This is a genomic window from Paenibacillus sp. FSL R10-2734, assembly GCF_037963865.1.
Taxonomy (GTDB): domain Bacteria; phylum Bacillota; class Bacilli; order Paenibacillales; family Paenibacillaceae; genus Paenibacillus_AQ.
This window is the reverse complement of record NZ_CP150170.1, coordinates 3,873,561-3,896,637: the sequence shown is the minus strand read 5'-3', so window position 1 is coordinate 3,896,637 and position 23,077 is coordinate 3,873,561. Positions and strand designations below refer to the sequence as shown.

Sequence of the window (23,077 nt, the reverse complement as noted above, 5' to 3'; positions counted from 1 at the left end):
AACTTCACACTGAATGCTGATTATCCTCTTTTCCAGATCCCACGTTCATAAGGTTTAGGTACGTTACGCACGCCTCCAAGCGCTTCTTCCGCATGTAAAGCCCAGTAGGGATCACTTAACATCCCACGACCAACGGCTACCAGCTCCGCCCGCTCTTCAGCGACGATCGACTGTGCCTCAGTATAGGATTCAAGCCGCCCCACTGCAATTACAGGCACCTGTAATCCACTACGGATGAACTCTGCCAGATCCACTTGGTAAGCCGGTCCCGCATTAGGGCCCCCGTTCGAGCCTATAGGTCCTTCCCCGCCGGAAGAAACATGGAATATATCCACTCCAGCATCCTTATATCGTCGGCAAATATTCAGAGCGTAAGCATTATCATATCCACCCTCTACATATTCCTTCGCAGATATTCTCATGATTAATGGCATGTCCACAGGGACAACTTCACGCACTGCTCTAACAACCTGTTCTCCAAAAAGCGCAGGATCTTGTCCATACTCATCTTTTCTGATGTTGGTCAGGGGTGAATGAAACTGATGAATTAAATAACCATGTGCACCATGGATTTCGACCGTATCAAAGTCGGCCTCCACAGCTCTGCGCGCTCCTTCACGGAAAGCCTCAATTATTTCTGAAATCTCTTCCTTAGAGAGAGCATGCGGCGTTTTGGAGTTAGCATCAAAAGGGATTGCAGATGGAGCGACTGGTGGTTCAGCATCCACTGCTTTACGTCCAGCGTGTCCTAATTGAACAGCGATTTTTGACCCATAAGTATGTACACCATCCGTGAGCTTACGATAAGCTGCAATTTGCGTGTCACTCCAGATTCCTGTATCTCGATTAGTGATTCTACCGTCTGGATGAACGCCCGTCATTTCCACGATGATAAATCCAGTACCGCCAACAGCACGGCTTACATAATGAACATAATGCCAATCATTGGGAATGCCATCCTCTTTATCCACCGAATACTGACACATAGGCGGCATAACAATACGATTCTTCAGCGATAACCCCTTCAACTCATACGGTGCAAACAAATCAGACATTCATATCTCCATCCTTCCGTAATCTATAATCGGCTCGTAAATCTCCCGTGCTTTTAGTATACACTCATTGGTTCCATCAAGAAATCTTAACTCAAACTGTATTATTAACAGCATAAATTCATCTTTCAATGGAGATAACAATTAAGAATATGGCAGTGATCAGGTAGTAAAGGAGGCAGATGGGGATGTATTATCATCGGAGAGGTCAGAAACTGCTCGTAGTATTAGGAACAATCATAGTCATGCTATTCCCAACCTATTCTTCAGAGGTTGCGTCAGCCCCAATTCAGGGTCAGATGACTCCACAGGATCTAACACAAAGTATATCCGTTTCAGACGAAGATAAGGCAATTTCAGCGGGTGGCTCTGCTACGAATAGTTCGTCACTTAACAACCATAAGAACACTAAAGGTTTGTCGTTAAGTCAGTTATTACACAAATATCCGGAGACATTTAAGACTAGTGGGCCTCGGAATAAAGTCATCGCACTTACTTTTGATGATGTTCCTGACCCTAGATTTACACCCCAATTGCTTAACATCCTTAAAAAATATCATGTAAAAGCAACCTTCTTTGTGGTGGGAAGTCGAGCAAAGAAACATCCGGCTATGGTAAAAAGGATGATTAGAGAAGGTCACGCGATTGGAAATCACTCGTATAACCACCCGCAATTTGTGAAGCTGGAGATGAACGATTTCCGTACACAAATTATTAAAACTGAAAATATTATACAAACCTTGGCCGGATATAAACCTCGACTAATTCGCCCACCCTATGGGGACATCAGTGAACAGCAGCTGAAATGGGCAAAAAATCATGGCTATACGCTCGTGAATTGGAATGTGGACTCTTTGGACTGGAAAGGACTTTCCAAAAACCAAGTAAGAAATAACATTCTAGCCAACGTTGGAAGAGGGGCGATTATTCTTCAACACGGTGGGGGCGGTCCAGGTAGTCATCTACAGGGAACGATTCAGGCTTTACCTGAAGTAATCACTATTATGCGTAAACGGGGCTACACTTTCGTTACCGTCCCTCAATTACTACAGGTCTCCAAAAGTAAATAAAATATCTTCACAAATATATTTTCGGATACGTACAAAAAACGGAGGCAGCCGCTGTGGACTCCCTCCGTTTCCTGTTTCACCATATTTAAGAACTTTTCATATCTCTATAATTCTCTATATTATTATCTATCTACTTAACAATGTATAATTGTACATATTGATAACCAAATGACTTTACAAAACTTTGGCTACCAGGGATAAAAATATCGATACGGTTACCCTTAATCGCACCGCCCACATCTGTTGCCGTAGCTAAAAAAGCTTCTTTAGGCAATCCATCATGTGAATGACCCGTAACCAATACTTTGGTACCGATAGGAATCACATTTGGATCAACAGCAATTGTCCCAAGCTTGAGAGGATTACCGAGATAATCGACTGCGCCCCATCCTCCGTTCTCACTGCTTGCGGAAGAATACGCTGAAGCTTTCACTTGAATCGTTTTGTCATAATTGAAGGACTTACCCCATGCTTCAACTGTTTTAGTATCTGGGTTTACATTTAGACTAGGCGAAATCACTGTTGATTTGTCTGGCGCAGGTACGGATTCAGCCTGCATTTTACTAGGTATTGTAATTTCGAGACCTTCGTAAATGTTCAATGCTGCAACGTTTGGATTAGCCTTCATTAATTCATTCACACCTACATTGTATTGCTTGGCTAAAGTATAAAAAGTATTACCATCCTTAGCGATATGAACACTGTCTGCATGTGCTGGAACGGCATGCAATAATGCACTGATTCCCATAACTGCAGCAAGAGTTTTAATGGTTCTAAATTTGTTCTTCATAATTGCCTCCTCATTAGATGGGCGCAAACGGTATGACTTCCGTATACGCTCGTGTACATTTTGATTACTTATGTACATCTTGTAAGATGTCTTGATGATGTGTTGCAGTCTTTTGTAAATCTGACAGGACTTAATATATCACAATTTTGTAACCTGTGCTTATGTAATTGTTACCATTCTGAAAATTCAAGTTTCAATATTGTCATTTTTATAGATATTAGTTAACATATTTTTTATTATGTAAACTGTTGAAACAGGCATTTGTACCTTCTTTTAAAAATTATCATATAAAATTCCCGAATATTTTACATAGATTTAACATTTCATACTTTAACCAATAGTAGAATGATAGAATATGATCAATAGATTAGATATAGACAACGAATCATACTTGGAGGTCCCATGAATACAGAAGAAAATAAAAACAACCAAAGCAGTCCAGCCACTGCTTACCTCAACAGGGATTTGAGCTGGATCGAGTTTAACCGACGTGTGCTTAAAGAAGCACAAGACCCTGATAACCCGTTAATGGAACGTGCCCGATTTCTGGCTATCGTCTCGAGCAATCTTGATGAATTCATAAGCGTTCGAGTTGCAGGAATTCAAGATCAAATCCGGGCAGGCTATACTAAAAAAGATTTCACTGGCTACACCCCTTCCGGGTTATACAAACGTCTCATCAAGCGAGTGACCAAAATTGTTTCCGACCAATACCGGATTTTCCGTGATATTTCACGGAGTTTGCATAAAGAAGGTATCGTATTTGTGGATTATGAGGATCTTACTCATGCACAAGAGCAGTCCATAGAACAATATTACCGGGATATTATCTATCCTGTACTTACACCAATGGCTGTAGATCAGAGTCGTCCGTTTCCACTCGTTCATAGCCAATTTATCTATTTAGCAGTAGTTCTTACTCGTAAGAATGATCTTGAAGAAGAGCCTTATTTTGCTATTCTGCAAATTCCATCTAATCTGCCAAGATGCATCCCTCTTCCACATCGATCTAACAGCAAGAAACGGCAGTTCGTATTTATTGAGGATGTCATCCGTCATCACATTCAAACTTTATTTAGTGGTTACGAACCAGTTGCCGTCAGTGAATTTCGTTTGACTCGTAACTCGGATCTCACAATCGACGAGGAAGGTGCTGAAGATCTTCTAGAGGAGATTGAAAAAGAGCTGCGCAAGCGTCGCCGCGGAGTACCAGCAAGGCTTGAAGTACAAAAAGGTATTCATCCTTATGCCTTGGAACAGCTGCAAGCTGAGTTTGAATTGGAGGATTTTCTATTTGAAATTGAAGGTCCGCTTGATCTAAGTTTCCTCCGTAATTTCGCCGGTAGTATTAAAGGGTTTGGTTACTTAAACTATCCTAACATTGAGCCCGTCTACCCTGCTGAATTTCAGGAAAATGAGGATTTCTTTGAAGTATTGCGTGAACGGGATGTCCTAGTATACCACCCTTACGAATCCTTTGATGCGATGACAGACTTTATCATTCAAGCTTCTGAGGACGAGCAAGTGATGGCCATTAAGATGACTTTATACCGAGTAAGCGGAAACTCTCCTCTGATCACTGCACTCGCTAATGCTGCTGAATCCGGTAAACAAGTAACAGTGGTTGTAGAGTTAAAGGCCAGATTTGATGAGGAACGTAACATTGCTTGGGCTCGCCAGCTTGAAAAATCCGGATGTCATGTTGTTTATGGTCTTGTTGGACTCAAAACTCATGCCAAAGTTACCCTGATTGTCCGTCAGGAAGGTCATGAATTACGTCGCTATGTGCATGTTGGCACAGGAAACTACAATGACAGCACTGCCAAAGTTTACACGGATCTCAGTCTTTTTACCGCTCAAAGCGATATCGGACTCGATGCTTCTGAGCTGTTTAATCAAATGACTGGTTATTCCGCTAATTTTGACTGGAACACCTTCATTGTAGCTCCAACAAACATGAGCCTTTCCTTACAAAAACTGATCATGCGTGAAGCGGAACATGCCGCGGCTGGCAGACCTGCACGTATCATTGCCAAGATGAACTCTCTCTCCAATCAACAAGTCATTGACGATTTATATGGTGCCGCACAGGCCGGTGTATCTATCGATTTAATCGTTCGGGGGGTTTGTTGTCTTCGTCCGGGGATTGAAGGCTTAAGTGAAAATATTACGGTTCGCAGTATTGTCGACCGCTTTCTGGAGCATTCAAGAGTTTACTATTTTGAAAATGGTGGAAAGCCTGAGGTGTATTTATCCAGTGCAGACTGGATGACTAGAAACCTTACTCGACGGATCGAGCTGATGTGTCCGGTTAGAGACAGCAATATTCGTAAACAGATTGTTAAGATTCTTGAACTATCCCTTAAAGATAATGTGAAGGCCAGCTTCTTACAGCCTAATGGTTATTACGAGCAGCCAGACGACAAAAAGGCCCCTTTCCGGAGCCAGTTCGCAGCAATGGATGTTACGCGTTGGAAGGGAACCCGAGCTTTACTTTCACCGCCCAAGCATTCTTAAATGCTTTTAAGGCGTTCTCAATGTCCTCTAGACCAATCAGAAGTGCTGAAGCGCCCTCTAAGTCCAGATTAAGTGTATTGCCATGCAGATTAGCTTTTAAGCCGCTTACAATCCCGATCTCGGTGCTGTCCAGTGCAATGCTAAGCTGTACAAGCGATCCGAGCTTATGAATCCACTCTTCGTCGGAAGGCAGCAAAATGTCCTTATGCATCTGGGACAATTTCTGCTTCCGGCTTTTTGTGCTATACGAGGCAATCATCGCGCAAAGGATAAGCTGACGGTGTGTTAGGCCACGAATCGGTGAATTCATCAGCCAATACAGAGTATGTCGTTTGGATTGATAATAGTTAATGTTAGATCCCGTTCGATGCAGCATAATGGATACATAAATTAACATCTCATGTTCAGCTTTATTCTCCTCATCTTTGAACGCGTCAAACAGACTTAGAGCAAGCTTATTGATATGATCTAAATACCGTTTAGAGGTATGAATATCAAACCGGATGATCGTGTTTAAGCTGTATTCAAGCGCACTGTCTCGTACCGGTTGCTCCGAATCCAGTAGATCATGCAGCATGCCTTCCCTGAGCCCCTCCCCACTGATCACAGCCTGGCTAGCACCAATATACTGATATACCGTATGGAAAATAATCAAACCGGATACGATGATATCCGCGCGACTCTTAGACAACCCCTCTAAATCTTTACGTTTATCGTAAGGCATTGAAGGTAATGTGTTCATAAAATGCTCAATCGTCTCACTCGCCATTGTGTAACCATGTGAGTTAGGTAATGAGTATGCTCTAGTTTTTTGATCCAGCTTGCCTAAAGAACGTACCGTCCCTCCTAGACCAAATAACGGAAGACCTGCTGTAGCGTTAAGCCAATCATGCTCTACCAATCTCCCAAGAACAAAGGTCTCTAGTTTGTGAATCTGATCTCCGTTCCAGTTACCGCCTTGACCAAACATGAGATTGGTATTTACCGCTCCAAACGGAAAGGAAATGCTATGTTGATAACGCCGTCCGCGAAAAAGTGTTATTTCTGTACTCCCGCCACCAATATCGATAACATAGCCATCCTCAACATTAAATGCGTTTATGACACCCAAGAAGCCAAAGTAAGCTTCCTGATGACCACTGATAACCTCAATAGGTATGGTAGAAGCTTCTGACAAAAAGGCAATAATTTCACTTGAGTTAGCTGCGTTTCTTATTGCTGCTGTAGCACCCGCACGAATAGTCTCTACTTCAAAAGCATTGCAGATCTCCTTAAACTGAAGCAAAACTGGAATAATGGTCTCCATGTCCTTCTGTTCCAGTCGACCTTCCTTCGTAATCTTCTCACTTAGACGTGCGGAGTACTTACACTCCTTGATGATCTTATAGCCTCCTTCCGGCGTTGTATCATAGATTACAAGACGTATGGAGTTAGAACCAATATCGATAATGCCTATACGGCGCAGATCATCTCTCATTATGTATGTACTCCTTTTCAAGTTGATTGACCATCTATTATACATGGTTCACATAAATAAATGAACTCAATCCATTATATCCCCAAATTACGATATTGTTAAAAAAATAAAGCGACCGCCGGACAACTTGTCCGAGGGCCGCTAAAACTTAACTTATTATAACACTTTACTTAAAAAATCCTTAGTACGTGCATGCTGAGGATTTCCGAAGACCTGTGCAGGTGTACCCTGCTCTACAATCACTCCACCATCCATGAACAGTATACGATCACCCACTTCACGGGCAAAGCCCATCTCATGAGTAACAATGGCCATAGTCATCCCGTCTTCGGCAAGCTTCTTCATTACCTCCAGAACCTCTCCGACCATCTCTGGATCAAGTGCTGAGGTTGGCTCGTCAAAGAGCATCACATGGGGCTGCATGGCCAGCGCACGGGCAATCGCGATCCGCTGCTTCTGTCCTCCGGACAGCTGAGCTGGATAAGCATCCTTTTTATCTTCAAGTCCTACAGTTCTCAGAAGCTCCATTGCAAATTTATCAGCTTCAGCCTGCTGCTGTTTTTTCACTTTAATCGGTGCGAGTGTAATATTTTGCAGAACTGTTTTGTGAGGAAAAAGGTTAAACTGCTGAAATACCATCCCCATTTTCTCACGCGTCACATTGATATCGTGCTTCTTGGAGGTGATAGATTCTCCTTCAAAAGTGATTTCTCCACCTGTTGGTTCCTCCAGTAGATTCAAACAGCGCAGGAAAGTGCTTTTACCCGATCCACTCGGACCGATTACAACAACGACCTCACCCTTATGAATCTCCAAGTCAATCCCCTTAAGAATTTCCAGCTTTCCATAATTCTTTCGTAAGTTCTTAACGGCGATCATCGGTATTCATCCTCCTTTCCAATCTACCAAGGATTTTGGATAGTGTAAATGTCAGCACAAAGTACATCACTGCAATGACAACTAGAGGGGTCAGACCCTCGTAAGTAATAGTAGTAATCGTTCTAGCTTGGAACAGCAAATCCGCTACCCCAATCATGGACACAATGGATGATTCTTTAATAATAGTAATGAATTCATTCCCGATAGCCGGAAGTACACTTTTAAGGGCTTGTGGAAGCACAATATGACGCATGGTCATCCCTTGTTTCATCCCTAATGAACGTGCCGCCTCCACTTGACCGCGATCAACGCCCTGAATCCCTGCACGGAAGATTTCCGCCAGATAAGCTGAACTGTTGATAGTTAGTGTGATTGCACCTGACTGAATAGGTGAGAACTCCAACCCGAACTCAGGCAAACCGTAATGAATCAAAAATAACTGAACAAGCATTGGCGTTCCACGTAAAAATTCAACCCAAGCGGTTGCGATAAAACGAACTATTCTCCATTTGGACATACGCATTAAAGAAACGATAATTCCAAGCACAAAACCGAAGAATACACCGAGAACGGCTAGCAGCAACGTGTACTGGAGTCCTGACAAGAAAAAACTGCGGTAATCATAAGCAAGAGTTAATATATCCATAAACCGGTGACCTCCCATCTCCAAAAAAATAGAAAATAGCTTGTTGCCGCTATTTTCTGTATGCTCATACAATTCATTTAAGCAGACTTATAAAATATCCGTAGCTTTATTTCGTGCTTTCTGCAAGCTCACTTGCTGCCGTTACAAACTCATCAATTTTACCTTCTGAGTTTAGACGTTTAAGCGTACTATTCACTTGATCTAGAAGCTCTGTGTTACCTTTTTTAATACCAATAGCATAGCCGTCATCTTCTACTTCTGGTTTAGCATCTGTAATTACAAGACCAGGTACATTCTTAACGAAGGATTTGGCCACAGGTCCTTCAATAATAGCTGTATCTACACGATTGGATTGCAATTGCATAACGATCTCAGAAATTTTACCGAGAGAAGTGATTTTCGCTCCCTCGATCCCTTTAGCGATTTCTTCTTGAATCGATCCTGTCTGTACACCTATTTTGGTACCTTTTACAGCGTCCATAGTGGCGTATTTATCTTTGTCCGCTTCGCGTACAACAATAGCTTGCTCAGCCTTGTAATAAATATCTGACAGATCAACTGCTTTTTTACGTTCTTCAGTTGGGCTAAGTCCAGAAATAACAATATCTACTCTTCCGCTAGACAATTCGTTTAGCAATGAATCGAATGGCAAGTCCTTAATAACAAGTTCAGCACCCATATCAGCAGCAATTTCCTTAGCAATATCGATATCGAAGCCCACGATAGTATCTTTACCGTCTACTACCTTATGGAATTCATACGGAGGAAAGTCAGCACTTGTTCCCATAGTAAGCTTCTTAGCAGCTCCACCGGTATTTGCATTTCCAGTTGCAGCGGTATCACTATCATTTTTATTTTGACCGCAGCCTGATAACAGGCCCACCGCTAATATCATCCCTAAACCAAGTTTACCCCATTTGTTCATTTCTATATCTCCCCTATTCATATGAAAAAATCTAAGTAGTCCCTTTGACCGATTTATTATAAATCAGAACGCATGAATATGCAAAGGCATAATTGTGACAATAACTTCCTTTTAATGGGTTTCAAAGCAAAGAATTCATCGTTCAGAAACAAATTATTCATCATTTATTCAAATTTCATATACTTTTATACATTTTTTTACTATTCCCTATCTTAATCAAAACATGCGTTAAATTATATCTGGTTATCATTAAAAAAAGAGCACATCTGAAGTATGAGTCAAACTTCAGATGTACTCCTCATTAACCTACTACAGAATCTGATGAAACTTCCGTAATTTCATTATAAATATCAATGTATTGCTGAGCGGATACATTCCAGCTGTAATCGCCAGCGAACGCATTTTTCGTAATCTTTTTCCAGTGTTCAGGCTGCTTGTATAATGAAATTGCCCGGCGAAGCGTAAACATCATATCGTGGGCGTTGTAGTTGCTGAACGTAAAGCCATTACCTTCACCAGATTCTTCATTATAAGCTTGAACAGTGTCATTTAGGCCACCGGTTTCCCGCACAACCGGTATGCTGCCGTAGCGTAAAGCGAGAAGTTGACTGATCCCACAAGGTTCAAACTTGGACGGCATAAGAAAGATGTCGCTAGAGGCATATATTTTGCGTGACAGAGCATCATTAAAGAGGATTTGTGAAGATAGCTTTGTCGGATAACGCCAAGCCGCTTCCCTGAACCATCGCTCATAGGACTCATCCCCCGTTCCAAGCAGAACAAATTGAATGTCATCGGTGTATAATAGCTCATCCAATACGCGTGTAAGCAAATCTAATCCCTTGGAATCCACGAGACGAGTAACCATGGCCACCATCGGGATATTAGCATCCACAGGTAAGCCTAATTCCTCCTGCAAAGCTAACTTATTCTCGTTCTTCTTCGATAAATTGGAACGGTAACGAGTGACAAGACTTGGATCCGTCGCAGGATTATAACTTTTCGTATCAATTCCATTCACAATGCCGCTTAAAACGTCCGCACGTGCGTTCAACAAGCCATCCAGCCCGTAACCATAATAGGGTGTTCGAATTTCTTCTGAGTAGGTTGGACTAACGGTAGTGACACGATCACTGTATACAATGCCACCTTTTAAGAAATTCACATTACCGTAATACTCCACGCCTCCAAAATAACTGCTATCCAGACCCAATAGTTCCCCAAGCACTTCATAAGGAAACACCCCCTGATACAACAGGTTATGTATCGTGAATACACTTCGCATTTCGCTGTAAAATGGATTGTGTCGATAATGCCCATGAAGCAGCATTGGAATTACAGCAGCATGCCAATCATGGCAATGCAGGACATCGGGCTGAAAATCTATAGCCGGCAGGCACTCCAGCACTGCACGATTATAGAACGCGAAGCGCTCGCCATCGTCCATGTATCCATATATTCCGTCCCGTCCAAAATAATACTCATTGTCTATAAAGTACACGGGAATGCCATCATAAACCATACGTTCAATTCCACAGTATTGACTACGCCAGCCAATGGGCACATACACTTCCGTTAAATGCTCCATGTTCGAAGTGAACTTTTCTGGAATCCCACGATATTTAGGCAAAATCACTCGTACATCCACCCCGGCACCCTTCAGCGCTTTAGGTAATGCCCCAATGACATCGGCCAGACCACCCGTTTTGACAAATGGATGAGCTTCAGCTGCGGCAAATAAAACTTTCATGATTATTTCCCCCTTTAAAGTGTACGGATTCTCTATACGTACTTTGATCTATAACTCAATTGCCTCTTTACTTTTACCCAATCTTGTCGTTTTCTTAAACACCAGGAAACTAAGAGGCGGTAATGTTAGCTCTATACTGTTCACCTGATTATGCCATTCCAGCTTTTTGCTCTTCTGAGGCGTGTTGTGTATACCTGAGCCTCCGAAGGCTACAGCTTCCGAGCTAAAGATTTCTTCATAAGTCCCTGAACGAGGAACGCCAATACGATAATGTTGACGCTGGGCAGGTTGAAAATTGATGATAAACAGCAAGGTGTCGCCAGGCTTCTTACCTCTACGTATATAAGAAATTATGCTTTGTTCATTATCATCTGCATCAATCCATTGATAACCCTCTTGGGAATGATCAAGCTCCCACAGTGCTTTCTCAGAGCGATACAGTTTATTAAGTGCAGCAGTGTAGGCGAGCATGCCGCGATGACTATCATAGTCCAACAGCAGCCAATCAAGCTGCTCCTGATCCTTCCACTCGATAAATTGACCAAACTCTCCACCCATAAACAGGAGTTTTTTTCCGGGATGGGAGATCTGATAACCGAACAGCTGCCTAAGACCTGCAAATTTTTGTTCATACGAACCAGGCATTTTATCCAATAACGACTTCTTGCCATGCACAACCTCATCATGTGATAACGGTAATGCATAATTTTCGGCATAAGCATAACATATTGGGAATGTTAATAAATTATGATGATGAGGGCGCCCCCAGAAATCATGTTCTATGTAGCCCAAAGTGTCATTCATCCATCCCATATTCCATTTGTAGTTAAAGCCGAGGCCACCTTCATGTGCTGGCGCAGTAACTCCCGGCCAAGCACTAGATTCTTCTGCCATCATCAATGCCTTAGGAAAATACTGAAATATCGCTTTATTCAGATTCTGAATAAATTTGATGGCCTCCAAATTCTCCAGACCACCGTTCACATTACGCCGATATTGATGAGCCTCTTTTTCAAAATCGAGACGAAGCATGCTCGTAACCGCATCAACACGCATTCCGTCAATATGATAATACTCAAACCAGAAGAGTGCGTTAGAGATGAGGAATGAAGATATCTCAGGCTTGCTGAAGTCAAACGAAAGAGTTCCCCAGCCTGGTTTCTCTGCCAACATCGGATCGGCATATTCATAAAGTGGCGAACCATCAAACATTCTTAAACCATGTGCATCTTTTGCAAAATGGGCCGGAACCCAATCCAGAATGACACCAATTCCAGCTTGATGCAGATGATCGATTAAATACATCAGCTCATGGGGTTCACCGTATCGACTCGTCGCAGCGAAATACCCCGTTCCTTGATAGCCCCAAGATAAATCGTATGGATGCTCAGCTAGCGGCATAAACTCTACATGGGTATAGCTCATTTCCACCAAATAAGGAATTAATAAATCACACATTTCCTTATAGCTATAAAATTCCCCGTCTTCTTTTTGACGCCAAGTTCCAAAATGCATCTCATAAATGTTCATCGGTTGATGATATGGAGCTTTGCTCTTTCTTCTCCAAGCAGCATCTCCCCAACGATAACCACTGAGATCCGTAACTACGGATGCAGTCGCCGGGCGAACCTCAGCTTTGAAGGCAAATGGATCCGCTTTTAGGAAGCTGGAGCCATCACTGGCAACAATCCTGTATTTGTAAAAAGTTCCCGGCTCTATTCCCGGAAAAAAACGACTCCAAAATCCTGAATCGGGTATCTTATATAACGAGTCCACGTCCTGCGTTCCATCCCAGCCATTATGATCACCAGCTAGTCCTACATATGTCGCATGAGGAGCCCACACGGTAAAGCGTACGCCCGTAACGCCTTCTTCAGCGGCAGTGTGCGCACCCAGCATAGAATAGCTGCGATAATTGGTGCCCTCATGGAAAAGATAAATATCAGCAGCTGACGGAAGGGTATCGATTGTTGCTATTTCAGCCAATTCTACACCACCTTTTCTGAATGCTTGTACCTACTACATTAACCGAATATTACCATTTTGAAAATGATTTGATGTCAAAACAAAAGTTTTTCTGATAAAGAAATATTAATTGTAATTTTTCTTTTTACACAGCAATATACTTCACCTATGTCGTTTCAAGTGCTTGTCGTAAGTTTATATTACAAGCATTGACAAAATAATGGGAGGGATAACAAATGAATAACAAAAAAGATTGTATCGCCATGCTTTTGGCGGGAGGGGAAGGCCGTAGATTGGCTCCCTTGACATCCAGTATGGCTAAGCCTGCAGTCCCTTTCGGTGGACAATATAAAATTATCGATTTCCCGCTAAGTAATTGTGTTAACTCCAAAATTGATACAGTAGGTGTCCTGACACAGTATGAAGCTGAATCCTTGCATGACCACATCGGTCAAGGTGAACCTTGGGGCTTACATAGTCAAAAGGACAAAGGTGTCACCCTGCTTCCTTCCGGTGTTGAAGGCAGAGACAGTTATACAGGAACTGCTGATGCAATTTATAAAAACATTGAGTATATTGATAGCCGCAATCCAGAGCATGTACTTATTCTATCCGGTGATCATATTTACCATATGGATTACCGAAAGATGCTGGACTATCATGTAGAGAAAGCTGCAAAAGCCACCATCTCCGTAATGGAGGTGCCATGGGATGAAGCCAGTCGTTTTGGAGTGATGAACGTAAATGATGAACTAAAAATCTCTGAGTTTGCGGAAAAACCAAAAGTACCTAAAAGTAATTTGGCTTCAATGGGTATTTACCTGTTTGAGTGGGCATATCTGAAGGAGCACTTGTTGCGGGATGCAGCTAATCCGAATTCCAGCCATGACTTTGGTAAAGACGTTATACCCACGATGCTTGATCAGAATGATGATTTATTCGCTTACCGCTTCAAAGGGTACTGGAGAGATGTAGGTACTGTGGGTAGTCTCTGGGAAGCACATATGGATCTTCTGCAAAAAAACAACGGCATGAAGCTCGACAAAACGCATTGGCCGATGTATAGCCGGAGTCGCCGGACTAAGCTTGCGGTTCATAAACCACGTGTTCAGATCCCGTCGACGGACTCCCTCGTGAATGAATTCTGTACGCAAGAAGGCAGCTTACAACGTTCTGTAATCTTCAATGGTGTGGAAATTGGAAAAATGAGCCAGATCAAACAAAGCGTTATTATGCCAGGCGTTCGCATAGGACGTGGTGTACAGATCGAAAATGCCATTATTGGCGAAGGTGCAATTATTAAGGATGGGGCTGTCATCAAGGGTAGCATTAATAATATTATAGTCGTTGGGCCTTATGAGACCATAGCTCCTAAGTCAGCGGTTAGAAACCAACCCTCCCGTCTGTTTCAAGAAGTTTATGAGAAGTCAGGACTTCTACGGGAAGTTCTCCCTTCATAAAAACCATTATATATATAAATACTTTATATAAAAAGGGGCTGTTGTCCTGGTCGATCACGACCAGAGCAACAGCCCCTTCGGTTGTTAGAAGCTAACCCTTATGAATCCTGGAGTGCTGACCATTCTCTATCTAAAATGCTCATTTCCACACAATCAACATATTGATCCCCAAACAGCGCCGCTTCGCGTTGAACACCCTCCCGCTTAAAGCCCACGGCTTCGTAGGATTTCAGGGCAACGGTGTTGAAGGCGAAAGCACCCAGGGAAAGACGGTGCATACCCAAGCTCTCAAATCCGATCCGGAGCACTTCATTCATCATCCGTGTTCCAAAGCCTCTTCCCTGATAATCAGGATCAACTACTACCCTGCCTATTCGTGCAGAACGATTCGATCGGTCAATGGTTGAAAGACTGATATGACCCACGACCTGCCGAGTTGCTTCATGTACCGCACAAAAGATGAGGCGATCGGAATTTGCTGGATGATTTGCTCCATTTAGATACTTATTAAGCTGCTCATCATCAAGTGGAAAAGTAAGCGAAGGCCCTGCCCACTGCTTCAGATACTGGGGTGAAATACTCCATCGTCTCAAGTGTTCATAATCCGATTCGGACATAAATCTAAGAATCAGACGATCGGGATCAGGCTTCTCTTCAAAATGCTCATACAGATTCACTAAACGGCCATTTCCCATATCGTTAGTACCCATATAATGAAAACCCAAGCTTTGATAATACCGATTGAGTTTAATGTTGTGTGCGACGGTATCAAATCTGAGCCCTCTGCAGCCTAGATCTTTGGCTCGGAGCACAGCATATTTAAGCATATGCTGTCCAAGTCCCTGACTGCGGTGAGAACCTGCCACAGCCAACCTATGCAAATAAGCATAGGACTCATCATTTTTACTTCCCCAGTATTGAGGATCGCTGAACTGTAATGTGAACATTCCGACTACAGCTTCATCGTCAAGCGCAAGATAAACATGCCTGTCGGTGAAATAGCCTGCAATATCAGTCTCGTTAAATTGACCCGGTGTCCATTGCTTAATCCCATTAAGCTCCATCCAATTTGCTGCTTCCTGCAGCAGCCACAAGATATCACCCGTCCGTTCAGGGGCACCACGAACGATCCTAATTGAGTTTCTCAATACTTCCATGTTCATACCTCCTAGACATCTGATTCAGGTAAAGTAGCTTGAATTTGCGCTACTTGATCTGAACTGACTTCAGGTGGCTTCTCAGTTAGGGGCAAGATTACGGTAACTTCAGTTCCGCTTCCTAGCTCACTTACCATTTCAAGTGTCCCATTATGAAGTTCTACAATCTGCTGTGAGATCGCTAATCCCAAGCCTGTTCCTCCATTCAACGCATCCACTTGAAAGAAACGGTCCTTAACTCTGGAGATATGCGCATCACTAATCCCTATTCCACTATCACGTACCACAATCGCAGTCTCTGTAGCAGACAATCTCTTCGCAGACAATTCTATACTGGAATCCTCATGAGAGAACTTCACAGCATTGTCTACCAGATTCAAGAACACTTGCTTTAGACGATTGGCATCCCCTTTAACAAAGATTCCATCTTCACACTCTAGAAGCAAGTGGATTCTCTTCTTCTCTGCCTTGGCCCAAATATTCAGTATAGTCTCCTGAAGTAACACTTTCACGTCAACAATCCCAATAGCCAGCTTCATTTGGTTCTGCTGCAGCTTTGAGAAGTCGAGAATCTCCTCCACTAGTCCAATCAGTCGGTCACTTTCTCTAGAGATAATACTTACACCAAGCTTCGTCTCCTCCGGATCATAGCCGCCAGAGATCAATGTCTCACTCCAGCCCTTGATACTCGTAAGTGGTGTTCGTAGCTCATGAGAAATAGAAGAAATAAAATCATCCTTAATCTGATTGCTGCGCACAATTTCTTGAGCCATGTAGTTCAGCGTTGAAGCCAAATCACCAATCTCAAATTTGTAGTTCCCCTTAATCCGTACATTAAACCTGCCCTTGGCCATCTGGGCTGATACCGCCGTAATGTTATTGAGGGGTTTTACAATAGAGTTGGCTAGTCCAATGCTGAACACGAGAACAACAGCCATAACAGCTGCACCTATACCAATCGACAATAATGTAAGATTAAGCAAATCGTTGTTGATACCTTCAAGTGAAGTAAGATACCTTAGAACATACGTATCACGTCCGTGCACCTGCACCGTCTTGGACACAGCCATAACACTCTCATTAGTACCACTTTGGCGCCCTACCCAGCGGCCAATACTGCCCCCTGCCGCTTCAGGAACATCACTAGTTGTAATGGTACGGTCTGGCTGAAAGCCAGTCGAACTGGTGATCATATCCCCATTCAGGGTCAATACTTCTAGCTCGGTTTTATCCAGTGCAAATCTCTCCAGTAGCACTTGCAGCTGGTTCGAGTTGTTATCGCCACCCAGCTCGTATTTATGAAAAAACGACTCTGCCGTGGTAATATGATTTTTTATCTTACTATACACACTGTCATAATAATACGTTCTGATGGCAAGCAGGAAGATTACTTCTACGAGGAGAAGCGCCAAAAAAACTACAAAAATGTAGTGTAGAACGATTTGTCTGCGCATCCCCTTCTTAATCATTGTACTTGGCCTTTCCATCTATATCCGTGTCCCCATACCGTTTGCAAAAATTCTGGCTCTGACGGATTATTCTCAATCTTCTGACGCAGACGACGAATATTTACATCCACAATCTTGGGATCACCCATATACTCCTTACCCCATACATGGTCCAGTAGAAGATCGCGGCTGAGCGGCGTATTTTCTTTTTCGAGAAAGAATTGGATCAATGAAAACTCCGTTGGCGTCAGTTCAATCGCTTCATTCTCACGCTTGAAATGCTTGGAAATAAGATCCAAGGTGAATGGCCCTGAAACGAAAGAAACCTTTGCTGACTGTTCACGATGAACATTCACTCGGCGCAGCAGCGATTGAATTCGGGCAATCAGTTCTGTCGGGCTGAATGGCTTGCTAACATGGTCATCTGCGCCTACAGATAATGCATATACTTTATCTTGTTCTTGAACCTTGGCAGTCAGAAAAATAATACCCAAGCGTTCATTGGTTTCTCTAACCCGTCTACACACTTCGAACCCATCAATCCCTGGAACCATTACATCCAGCAGGGCGATATCAATATCAGGAATTGTGGTTAACTTGTGAAGAGCTTCATGCCCATCCGCAGCTTCTATCACTTCGAACCCATTACGCTTCAAGTTAATGACAATAAAGCTACGAATAGACTCCTCATCTTCCAGAATCAGTACTTTACTCATCTATTCCCTTCCTTTCTATAGGGGAAGCAATTTTATTGCTTCCTTCCTTTGTTGTACTTTGTTCTAACTCACCACGGTAGGCTATAATCTTATCTGCATCTCGTGCAAGCAGATCCCAACCGTCATTCTTTACACGATCCCATTCTGAAGGAGAAAAGAAGGAAACCTCAGCAACCGTCTTACCGGTATCAGACATAATGAACTTAAGGTTCTCGTCCAGAACCGATTTCGTATCAACCGTCACCTTTCCATGCCATTCCTTAGAAAAATTAATATTGAATCGATCCGCTGGATCATGATATAGCTGAGTTGCGAAGGTCAGGCCATCTTTTCCATCCCATTTATAATAGGAGGTGAAGTAAGGAATTTCAGCGGGGTCGAAAAACTCCCATCCTTTTGGCGCCTCAAGCAATCCAATTTCAATAATGCCGTCCTGATCAATATCTTCGCTAGCAATCCGTCGATCTTTATAAGTCCGCGCATCGCCTGGTAAAACCACACGCAGCTTATTATTCTCCATAGCAACAATCGAGGTATAGGCAGACTGAGAATCCACCGCAGCATCCAATACGATTCCTTCTTTATCCTTTGAGATTTTTCCAGCGATAATATTGTAGTAGTTATTAAAATAAGGGTCGATATTATCAAGTTTATCGAGAACCTTAAAGCCATCATTGTACTGATAGATCGAAATGGTCGCAAACTCATTTCTTTTAAAATAAACAACAGTAATGTCTTCAATTCCATCTTCGTTTAGATCATCAATCATATATTTTGTATAAGGATGTGAAAGCACTTCTTCTAATGATCCTGTGGAATAGCTATAGACGACAAGACCTTTTTCTTCCCCTTGTGAATAGCCGGTAACAATTTCAAGCTTCCCATCACCCGTCATATCCTTCAGATCAACTGACTCCAGTGCAGATCCGTCCCCATCGAATACAAGTGTCTTGACCCAAGTGTCGCCCTGTTTCTCCAGTATCATCCCGTGAATTATTACGGCTTCTCCTGGCGTCTTATAGAACACTAACGTCTCCATAACTCCATCCTTATTGAGATCCTCCGTAAAGATAGTACTATCATCGTCATTGGTCGGACGAATCAACGTGGAACCTGCTGGCATAAGTGAATTAATAGCAGCCATAAGTGTTGCTTTATCAGCAGACAATTGTGGAGATTTCATCTTAGAAACAGGATCACTGATGAAAGTACAACCCGACAGTACGGATAGCGTCAGCGTTGCGGCAACAAGGCACTTAAGACTTCTAATATTCAACTTCATCACTCTTTTCCTTATCCGTGTCCATATTTAAAGATTTGCGCGTTCTTGGAACGTTAATCTACGCCCCTTTATATCATGCTTAATTCTGCCATCTTCTAGTACCCAAAGACGTGAAGCAAAACGTTCCGCTAATTCAATTGGTAGTACTGTTACAACGGTAAGACCGGTTTCTTTACATAGCCTCCGCAATGTTTCCAAGACGCTCTCCGCAGATTTAGGATCTAACCCCGTTACCGGTTCATCCGCTAATATCACTTTAGCACCATGAGTCAGTGCTCTAGCAATTGCTACACGCTGCCGTTCCCCACCACTAAGTTGGCTCGTCTTCATCTTCGCTTTATCCAGGAGGCCAAGGGCATCCAATTCATCCATCGCACCCATATAATCATCTGAACGTACCATTCCAGTGACCATTCGCCAAAGCGGCGTTTGTGCAGACTGGCCGATCAGTACATTTTTCAGCGCAGTACGGTTAGGATTGAGCTCTGCATTCTGCTCCAGATAAGCCCATTCACGACGAATTTTTCTTTTACCCGTAAAGGCACTCGCCATAATATCCGTACCGTCCACTCTAAAATTCCCTCTATCCCACTTCTCACGCAGTGCTAAGCACCGCAGCAAAGTGGTCTTACCGCTACCGCTAGCTCCAAGTATTGCAACAAATTCACCCGGTTCTAATTGAAAGCCTATATCCTGAAGAACTGGATTCTTTTCTTCCCCAACTGCCTTGGCTAAGTGTTCAACTGTGATCATAGTTCAGCCTCTCCCTGTCTTTATCTATAATCTATAGTGTACTCTGAAAGCCAGATGAATTTCCATGCGAGCACTCGTTCTTATCTTACCTCAAATTTTTTGTCGTGGCGAGAAAAATAACCCGAGCAAACCGAACATGATATATAAAGCACCCATCAAGCCGAAAATCCCCCCGCCCCAGCCGACTTGCATAAGCAAACCGCCAATACCTGGACCAATAATACTACCTATACTAAAATGGAAAGAAGCAACCACATTTGCAGCAGGCAGTAAATGACGTGGTAAAATATCCGCCGCTAGACTAAGACCTAACGAGAAAAAGGAACCTACAAGTCCACCTGCAATCATCAACAGTACCATAGTCAACTTGAAATGGTCACCTGCTAATGGCAATAATGCGAAGGCAATTCCGCCTCCAATCCCAGTTAGAATCAATACCTTCTTTCGACCAAACCGGTCGCTCCACAGCCCTAGTGGGAATTGTAACAACAGTCCCCCTATGCCCGCAAAGGGTAATAAGGTTGCAATTTGATCCGTGCTGTAACCGATCCGGAGACCATACACTGGAAAATTACTATTTAAGCTAGCTTCCATGAAACCATATAGGAGTGCAGGAATTAAGGCAAACCATGCTAAACTATAGCAACGGCCAAACCGGCGTACCTGACTTTCTCCACTCTCTACTTTGTCTGGACGGGAATCCGGAAGCATTGTAACCGCAAGTATTAGGACCAGTAAAAAAAGAAATGCTAGAACAATAAAAGGTGTTTCCTGACCATAGCGTAGTAGACTGATGCCCAGCGGCCCCAAGCTAAAACCCAGACCATAGGACATCCCGTACAAGGAAAGATTTCGCCCGCGATGCTCGGCAGGAGTCATTAGCAGTACCCATAGCTGAGCGGCATAATTGATAGCTGCATCACCAACACCAACAAGTAGACGCAATACAAACCATATTTTGATTCCAGGAAAAAAGGGGAATAGGAGCAAGCTTACTAAAACTAAGCTTAACCCACCAGCAATCAATTTTTTGAATCCAATCGCTCCAAGAACTCTTTCAGCAATCAAGGTCATACCAAATGATCCTATGTATAGAGCAGCTGCATTTAGTCCGTTAAGTGAAGATGAGACTCCTTTCTGCTCCAATAGAATGGATAATACGGGAAGCAGCAGCCCTTGGCTGAGTCCAGCCGCTATAGTAGCGGTAATAAGAATCATGAAATTCATTTTGCTGTTACTTCGAATAGATAATCTTGGCCGGTCTGACACAGATGATATCCCCCTATAATTTATAACGCTAATTTGATCCAACGCAATTGGCAAACACCGAACATTATAGTGGACAACCCTCTTCAAAACAAGAGATAATATGAAGATGTTACGGATTTCCTGGGGGTGCAAGATACATGGAGTACGAATTAAAGATCGACGTATCGCCGGTTTATGAGCTGCTGGACAGTTTTATGTTATATGTAACTAGAAAATGGATCTCCAATTTGGACATTGGTCCCCACTGGATAAGTGATGTGGAAGATCGAATTTCTCCTCATAAAGTAACAGCTTTAATGCAAGCCGCCGAGTGGCCGTTTACGGATTATGATGTGCTTTATGCCTGGGTTTACATTCGAGGACCCGCGACTTCAGTACAACATTTCCTCGATGATCTAGATTCAGCTTCCATTGAAGAGTGTTATCAGCAGATTGCTCCGCTCATTCAGGAATTTACGATTGAAGATGCTTTTCGGATCAGGGACAGCTATACTCCACTCTTACGACTCTGGTATGAGCAATACTTCCGACATGTAGAGCATAAAATTTTACCACTATTAATTGAAGATGCTTCCGAGAAAAAAATGCTTGAAAGCAAAATGGATCCCGTTTCTTTAATTGAATATGCATCTGGCGGTGTAGTTTTTGAGGAGATCAAGGATCTAAGGACAATTGTATTACTGCCTACCGTTCATAATCGTCCGATTAACACTTACTGCTTCTACAAAACCATGGTGATTGTACAGTATCCTGTGGATGTACCTTTAGAGGACGAAAATGAACCGCCTATGGTACTCTTGCGCATGACCAAAGCACTTTCCGACCCAACCAGACTTCGATTGCTTCGCTATGTCGCACATGAACCAAAGTCACTATGGGAGATGCAATCCGATCTTAATCAATCCAGAGAAATGCTGATGCATCACCTTTTGATTCTACGAGTAGCCGGCTTACTCCGCATTCATCTTAGAGGTGAACAAGACGAACGTTTCAGTATTCGTCCAGATGGTGCCTCAGAGCTTCAAATGTTCCTAGAGTCTTATATTTATTTATAGAACAATATACAGATACAGATCCAAGGAGTGAGAGATATGAAATACATGACACAACAGGTGATTTTCGATCTAGATGATACACTGGTTCACTGCAACAAATATTTTGATCTGATTTTAGGGCAATATTTTGAGCTAATGACAGATTGGTTTAATGAATTTGGTCCAAGTACCAGTGAATTACGCAACAAACAAATTGAAATTGATGTGCACACGGTCAACACAAGTGGCCTTGCCAGTGATAATTTCCCTAAATCCCTAATCGCTACCTACCGTTATTTCTGCGCCAAATATAACCGTCCGACGGACCGTTTTCAAGAGCAGCAATTACACAAGCTCGGACTAAGCGTCTATGACCAAGAAATCGAAGCATACCCTGGCATGGTTGAAACGCTTGATATACTGAAGCAGGATGGTCACCATTTATTCCTGTACACAGGTGGGGACGATACGATCCAACAACGTAAAATTGAACAAATGAAGCTGGATGCTTACTTTGATGACCGTATCTATATTCGTCAGCATAAAAATGTTGAGGCGCTTGAGAATATTTTGACTACACAAGGATTTGACCGTAAACGCACCTGGATGATTGGCAACTCGTTACGTACAGATGTCCTTCCCGCAGTAACCGCAGGCATTAACAGTATCTATCTGAAGCAACAAAATGAATGGAGCTATAACCTTATTGAACTGGAGCAAGAAATGCAGCAAGCTGTGAAGACCATTTCCTCCATCCATGAGGTGCCTCCTGTTATTCGTACAGCTACTCTGCACCAAAGCTAGGTGTAATGTATGTAACCTCAGTCATTGTTACAAATGACATATCTAGTCTACCTCTGGGATGATTATACTATTTTTGTACAATC

At 42.9% G+C, this 23,077-nt stretch carries 19 protein-coding genes; 5 read left to right on the top strand and 14 right to left on the bottom strand.

The genetic code is table 11. From position 1 onward, the window contains the following. Positions 1–20 precede the first annotated feature (20 nt). The gene (locus NSS67_RS17015) at positions 21–1,055 is read right to left on the bottom strand and encodes an NADH:flavin oxidoreductase/NADH oxidase (protein ID WP_339314530.1); all 1,035 of its coding nucleotides are present in this window, start codon (positions 1,053–1,055) and stop codon (positions 21–23) included. 185 nt (positions 1,056–1,240) lie between these two features. Between NSS67_RS17015 and NSS67_RS17010 the strand changes: the two genes are divergently transcribed. Continuing rightward, positions 1,241–2,122 carry a polysaccharide deacetylase family protein gene (locus tag NSS67_RS17010; protein ID WP_339314528.1) on the top strand — a complete coding sequence of 294 codons (882 nt, stop codon included), beginning with the start codon at positions 1,241–1,243 and terminating at the stop codon, positions 2,120–2,122. Positions 2,123–2,252: 130 nt separating this feature from the next. Here the strand turns inward: NSS67_RS17010 and NSS67_RS17005 are convergent, their stop codons facing one another. Then, positions 2,253–2,912, bottom strand: coding sequence for a 3D domain-containing protein (locus tag NSS67_RS17005; protein ID WP_339314526.1), 660 nt, complete (start codon positions 2,910–2,912; stop codon positions 2,253–2,255). Between the two features lie 402 nt (positions 2,913–3,314). Here NSS67_RS17005 and ppk1 point away from each other — a divergent pair, with 402 nt between their 5' ends. Further along, the gene (gene ppk1 / locus NSS67_RS17000; protein WP_339314524.1) at positions 3,315–5,429 is read left to right on the top strand and encodes a polyphosphate kinase 1; all 2,115 of its coding nucleotides are present in this window, start codon (positions 3,315–3,317) and stop codon (positions 5,427–5,429) included. Here ppk1 and NSS67_RS16995 read toward each other — a convergent pair. The 6 genes from NSS67_RS16995 to glgB all read right to left on the bottom strand — a co-directional run bounded on the left by NSS67_RS16995 (position 5,377) and on the right by glgB (position 13,092). After that, the gene (locus NSS67_RS16995; RefSeq protein WP_339314522.1) at positions 5,377–6,906 is read right to left on the bottom strand and encodes a Ppx/GppA phosphatase family protein; all 1,530 of its coding nucleotides are present in this window, start codon (positions 6,904–6,906) and stop codon (positions 5,377–5,379) included. The genes ppk1 and NSS67_RS16995 overlap by 53 nt on opposite strands. 156 nt (positions 6,907–7,062) lie before the next feature. Further along, positions 7,063–7,785, bottom strand: coding sequence for an amino acid ABC transporter ATP-binding protein (locus NSS67_RS16990; protein WP_339314520.1), 723 nt, complete (start codon positions 7,783–7,785; stop codon positions 7,063–7,065). Further along, entirely contained in the window at positions 7,772–8,431 is a 660-nt protein-coding gene (locus tag NSS67_RS16985; RefSeq protein WP_339314518.1) for an amino acid ABC transporter permease, read from the bottom strand. Before NSS67_RS16985 ends, NSS67_RS16990 begins: the two co-directional genes overlap by 14 nt. Positions 8,432–8,537: 106 nt before the next feature. Beyond that, positions 8,538–9,356, bottom strand: a complete 819-nt coding sequence (locus NSS67_RS16980; RefSeq protein WP_339314516.1) for a transporter substrate-binding domain-containing protein — start codon at positions 9,354–9,356, stop codon at positions 8,538–8,540. Positions 9,357–9,657: 301 nt separating this feature from the next. Beyond that, positions 9,658–11,106 (bottom strand): glycogen synthase GlgA, encoded by a 1,449-nt coding sequence (gene glgA, locus NSS67_RS16975; protein WP_339314514.1) that lies wholly within the window; start codon positions 11,104–11,106, stop codon positions 9,658–9,660. Positions 11,107–11,154: 48 nt separating this feature from the next. Continuing rightward, positions 11,155–13,092: a 1,4-alpha-glucan branching protein GlgB gene (gene glgB, locus NSS67_RS16970; RefSeq protein WP_339314512.1), complete on the bottom strand. Its 1,938-nt coding sequence runs from the start codon at positions 13,090–13,092 to the stop codon at positions 11,155–11,157. 215 nt (positions 13,093–13,307) lie between these two features. Between glgB and NSS67_RS16965 the strand changes: the two genes are divergently transcribed. Further along, positions 13,308–14,531: a glucose-1-phosphate adenylyltransferase gene (locus tag NSS67_RS16965; protein WP_339314510.1), complete on the top strand. Its 1,224-nt coding sequence runs from the start codon at positions 13,308–13,310 to the stop codon at positions 14,529–14,531. Positions 14,532–14,629: 98 nt separating this feature from the next. Here NSS67_RS16965 and NSS67_RS16960 read toward each other — a convergent pair whose 3' ends face one another. The 6 genes from NSS67_RS16960 to NSS67_RS16935 form a co-directional block, all read right to left on the bottom strand. Continuing rightward, positions 14,630–15,688: a GNAT family N-acetyltransferase gene (locus NSS67_RS16960; RefSeq protein WP_339314508.1), complete on the bottom strand. Its 1,059-nt coding sequence runs from the start codon at positions 15,686–15,688 to the stop codon at positions 14,630–14,632. A gap of 11 nt (positions 15,689–15,699) precedes the next feature. Next, positions 15,700–17,157, bottom strand: a complete 1,458-nt coding sequence (locus tag NSS67_RS16955; RefSeq protein ID WP_339314506.1) for a HAMP domain-containing sensor histidine kinase — start codon at positions 17,155–17,157, stop codon at positions 15,700–15,702. Then, positions 17,154–17,852, bottom strand: a complete 699-nt coding sequence (locus tag NSS67_RS16950; RefSeq protein ID WP_339314504.1) for a response regulator transcription factor — start codon at positions 17,850–17,852, stop codon at positions 17,154–17,156. The genes NSS67_RS16955 and NSS67_RS16950 overlap by 4 nt, the downstream gene beginning before the upstream one ends. Beyond that, on the bottom strand, positions 17,845–19,134 hold the full coding sequence (locus NSS67_RS16945) for a hypothetical protein (protein WP_339314502.1): 1,290 nt from the start codon (positions 19,132–19,134) through the stop codon (positions 17,845–17,847). The genes NSS67_RS16950 and NSS67_RS16945 overlap by 8 nt, the downstream gene beginning before the upstream one ends. Positions 19,135–19,161: 27 nt before the next feature. After that, positions 19,162–19,887 (bottom strand): ATP-binding cassette domain-containing protein, encoded by a 726-nt coding sequence (locus NSS67_RS16940; RefSeq protein WP_339314500.1) that lies wholly within the window; start codon positions 19,885–19,887, stop codon positions 19,162–19,164. Between the two features lie 90 nt (positions 19,888–19,977). Next, positions 19,978–21,132 (bottom strand): MFS transporter, encoded by a 1,155-nt coding sequence (locus tag NSS67_RS16935; RefSeq protein ID WP_339320622.1) that lies wholly within the window; start codon positions 21,130–21,132, stop codon positions 19,978–19,980. Between the two features lie 161 nt (positions 21,133–21,293). On the opposite strand from NSS67_RS16935, the gene NSS67_RS16930 reads away from it, so the two are divergent. Together NSS67_RS16930 and NSS67_RS16925 are read left to right on the top strand one after the other, a co-directional pair. Beyond that, entirely contained in the window at positions 21,294–22,211 is a 918-nt protein-coding gene (locus NSS67_RS16930) for an ArsR family transcriptional regulator (protein ID WP_339314498.1), read from the top strand. Between the two features lie 36 nt (positions 22,212–22,247). Next, positions 22,248–22,994, top strand: coding sequence for an HAD family hydrolase (locus NSS67_RS16925; protein ID WP_339314496.1), 747 nt, complete (start codon positions 22,248–22,250; stop codon positions 22,992–22,994). Positions 22,995–23,077: the final 83 nt, after the last annotated feature.

Excerpts from the sequence above, each read along its gene's own strand:
- NSS67_RS17015 (WP_339314530.1), bottom strand. The coding sequence starts at position 1,055 with ATGTCTGATTTGTTTGCACCGTATGAGTTGAAGGGGTTATCGCTGAAG.
- NSS67_RS17010 (WP_339314528.1), top strand. The coding sequence starts at position 1,241 with ATGTATTATCATCGGAGAGGTCAGAAACTGCTCGTAGTATTAGGAACA.
- NSS67_RS17005 (WP_339314526.1), bottom strand. The coding sequence starts at position 2,912 with ATGAAGAACAAATTTAGAACCATTAAAACTCTTGCTGCAGTTATGGGA.
- ppk1 (WP_339314524.1), top strand. The coding sequence starts at position 3,315 with ATGAATACAGAAGAAAATAAAAACAACCAAAGCAGTCCAGCCACTGCT.
- NSS67_RS16995 (WP_339314522.1), bottom strand. The coding sequence starts at position 6,906 with ATGAGAGATGATCTGCGCCGTATAGGCATTATCGATATTGGTTCTAAC.
- NSS67_RS16990 (WP_339314520.1), bottom strand. The coding sequence starts at position 7,785 with ATGATCGCCGTTAAGAACTTACGAAAGAATTATGGAAAGCTGGAAATT.
- NSS67_RS16985 (WP_339314518.1), bottom strand. The coding sequence starts at position 8,431 with ATGGATATATTAACTCTTGCTTATGATTACCGCAGTTTTTTCTTGTCA.
- NSS67_RS16980 (WP_339314516.1), bottom strand. The coding sequence starts at position 9,356 with ATGAACAAATGGGGTAAACTTGGTTTAGGGATGATATTAGCGGTGGGC.
- glgA (WP_339314514.1), bottom strand. The coding sequence starts at position 11,106 with ATGAAAGTTTTATTTGCCGCAGCTGAAGCTCATCCATTTGTCAAAACG.
- NSS67_RS16965 (WP_339314510.1), top strand. The coding sequence starts at position 13,308 with ATGAATAACAAAAAAGATTGTATCGCCATGCTTTTGGCGGGAGGGGAA.
- NSS67_RS16960 (WP_339314508.1), bottom strand. The coding sequence starts at position 15,688 with ATGGAAGTATTGAGAAACTCAATTAGGATCGTTCGTGGTGCCCCTGAA.
- NSS67_RS16955 (WP_339314506.1), bottom strand. The coding sequence starts at position 17,157 with ATGATTAAGAAGGGGATGCGCAGACAAATCGTTCTACACTACATTTTT.
- NSS67_RS16950 (WP_339314504.1), bottom strand. The coding sequence starts at position 17,852 with ATGAGTAAAGTACTGATTCTGGAAGATGAGGAGTCTATTCGTAGCTTT.
- NSS67_RS16945 (WP_339314502.1), bottom strand. The coding sequence starts at position 19,134 with ATGAAGTTGAATATTAGAAGTCTTAAGTGCCTTGTTGCCGCAACGCTG.
- NSS67_RS16940 (WP_339314500.1), bottom strand. The coding sequence starts at position 19,887 with ATGATCACAGTTGAACACTTAGCCAAGGCAGTTGGGGAAGAAAAGAAT.
- NSS67_RS16930 (WP_339314498.1), top strand. The coding sequence starts at position 21,294 with ATGGAGTACGAATTAAAGATCGACGTATCGCCGGTTTATGAGCTGCTG.
- NSS67_RS16925 (WP_339314496.1), top strand. The coding sequence starts at position 22,248 with ATGAAATACATGACACAACAGGTGATTTTCGATCTAGATGATACACTG.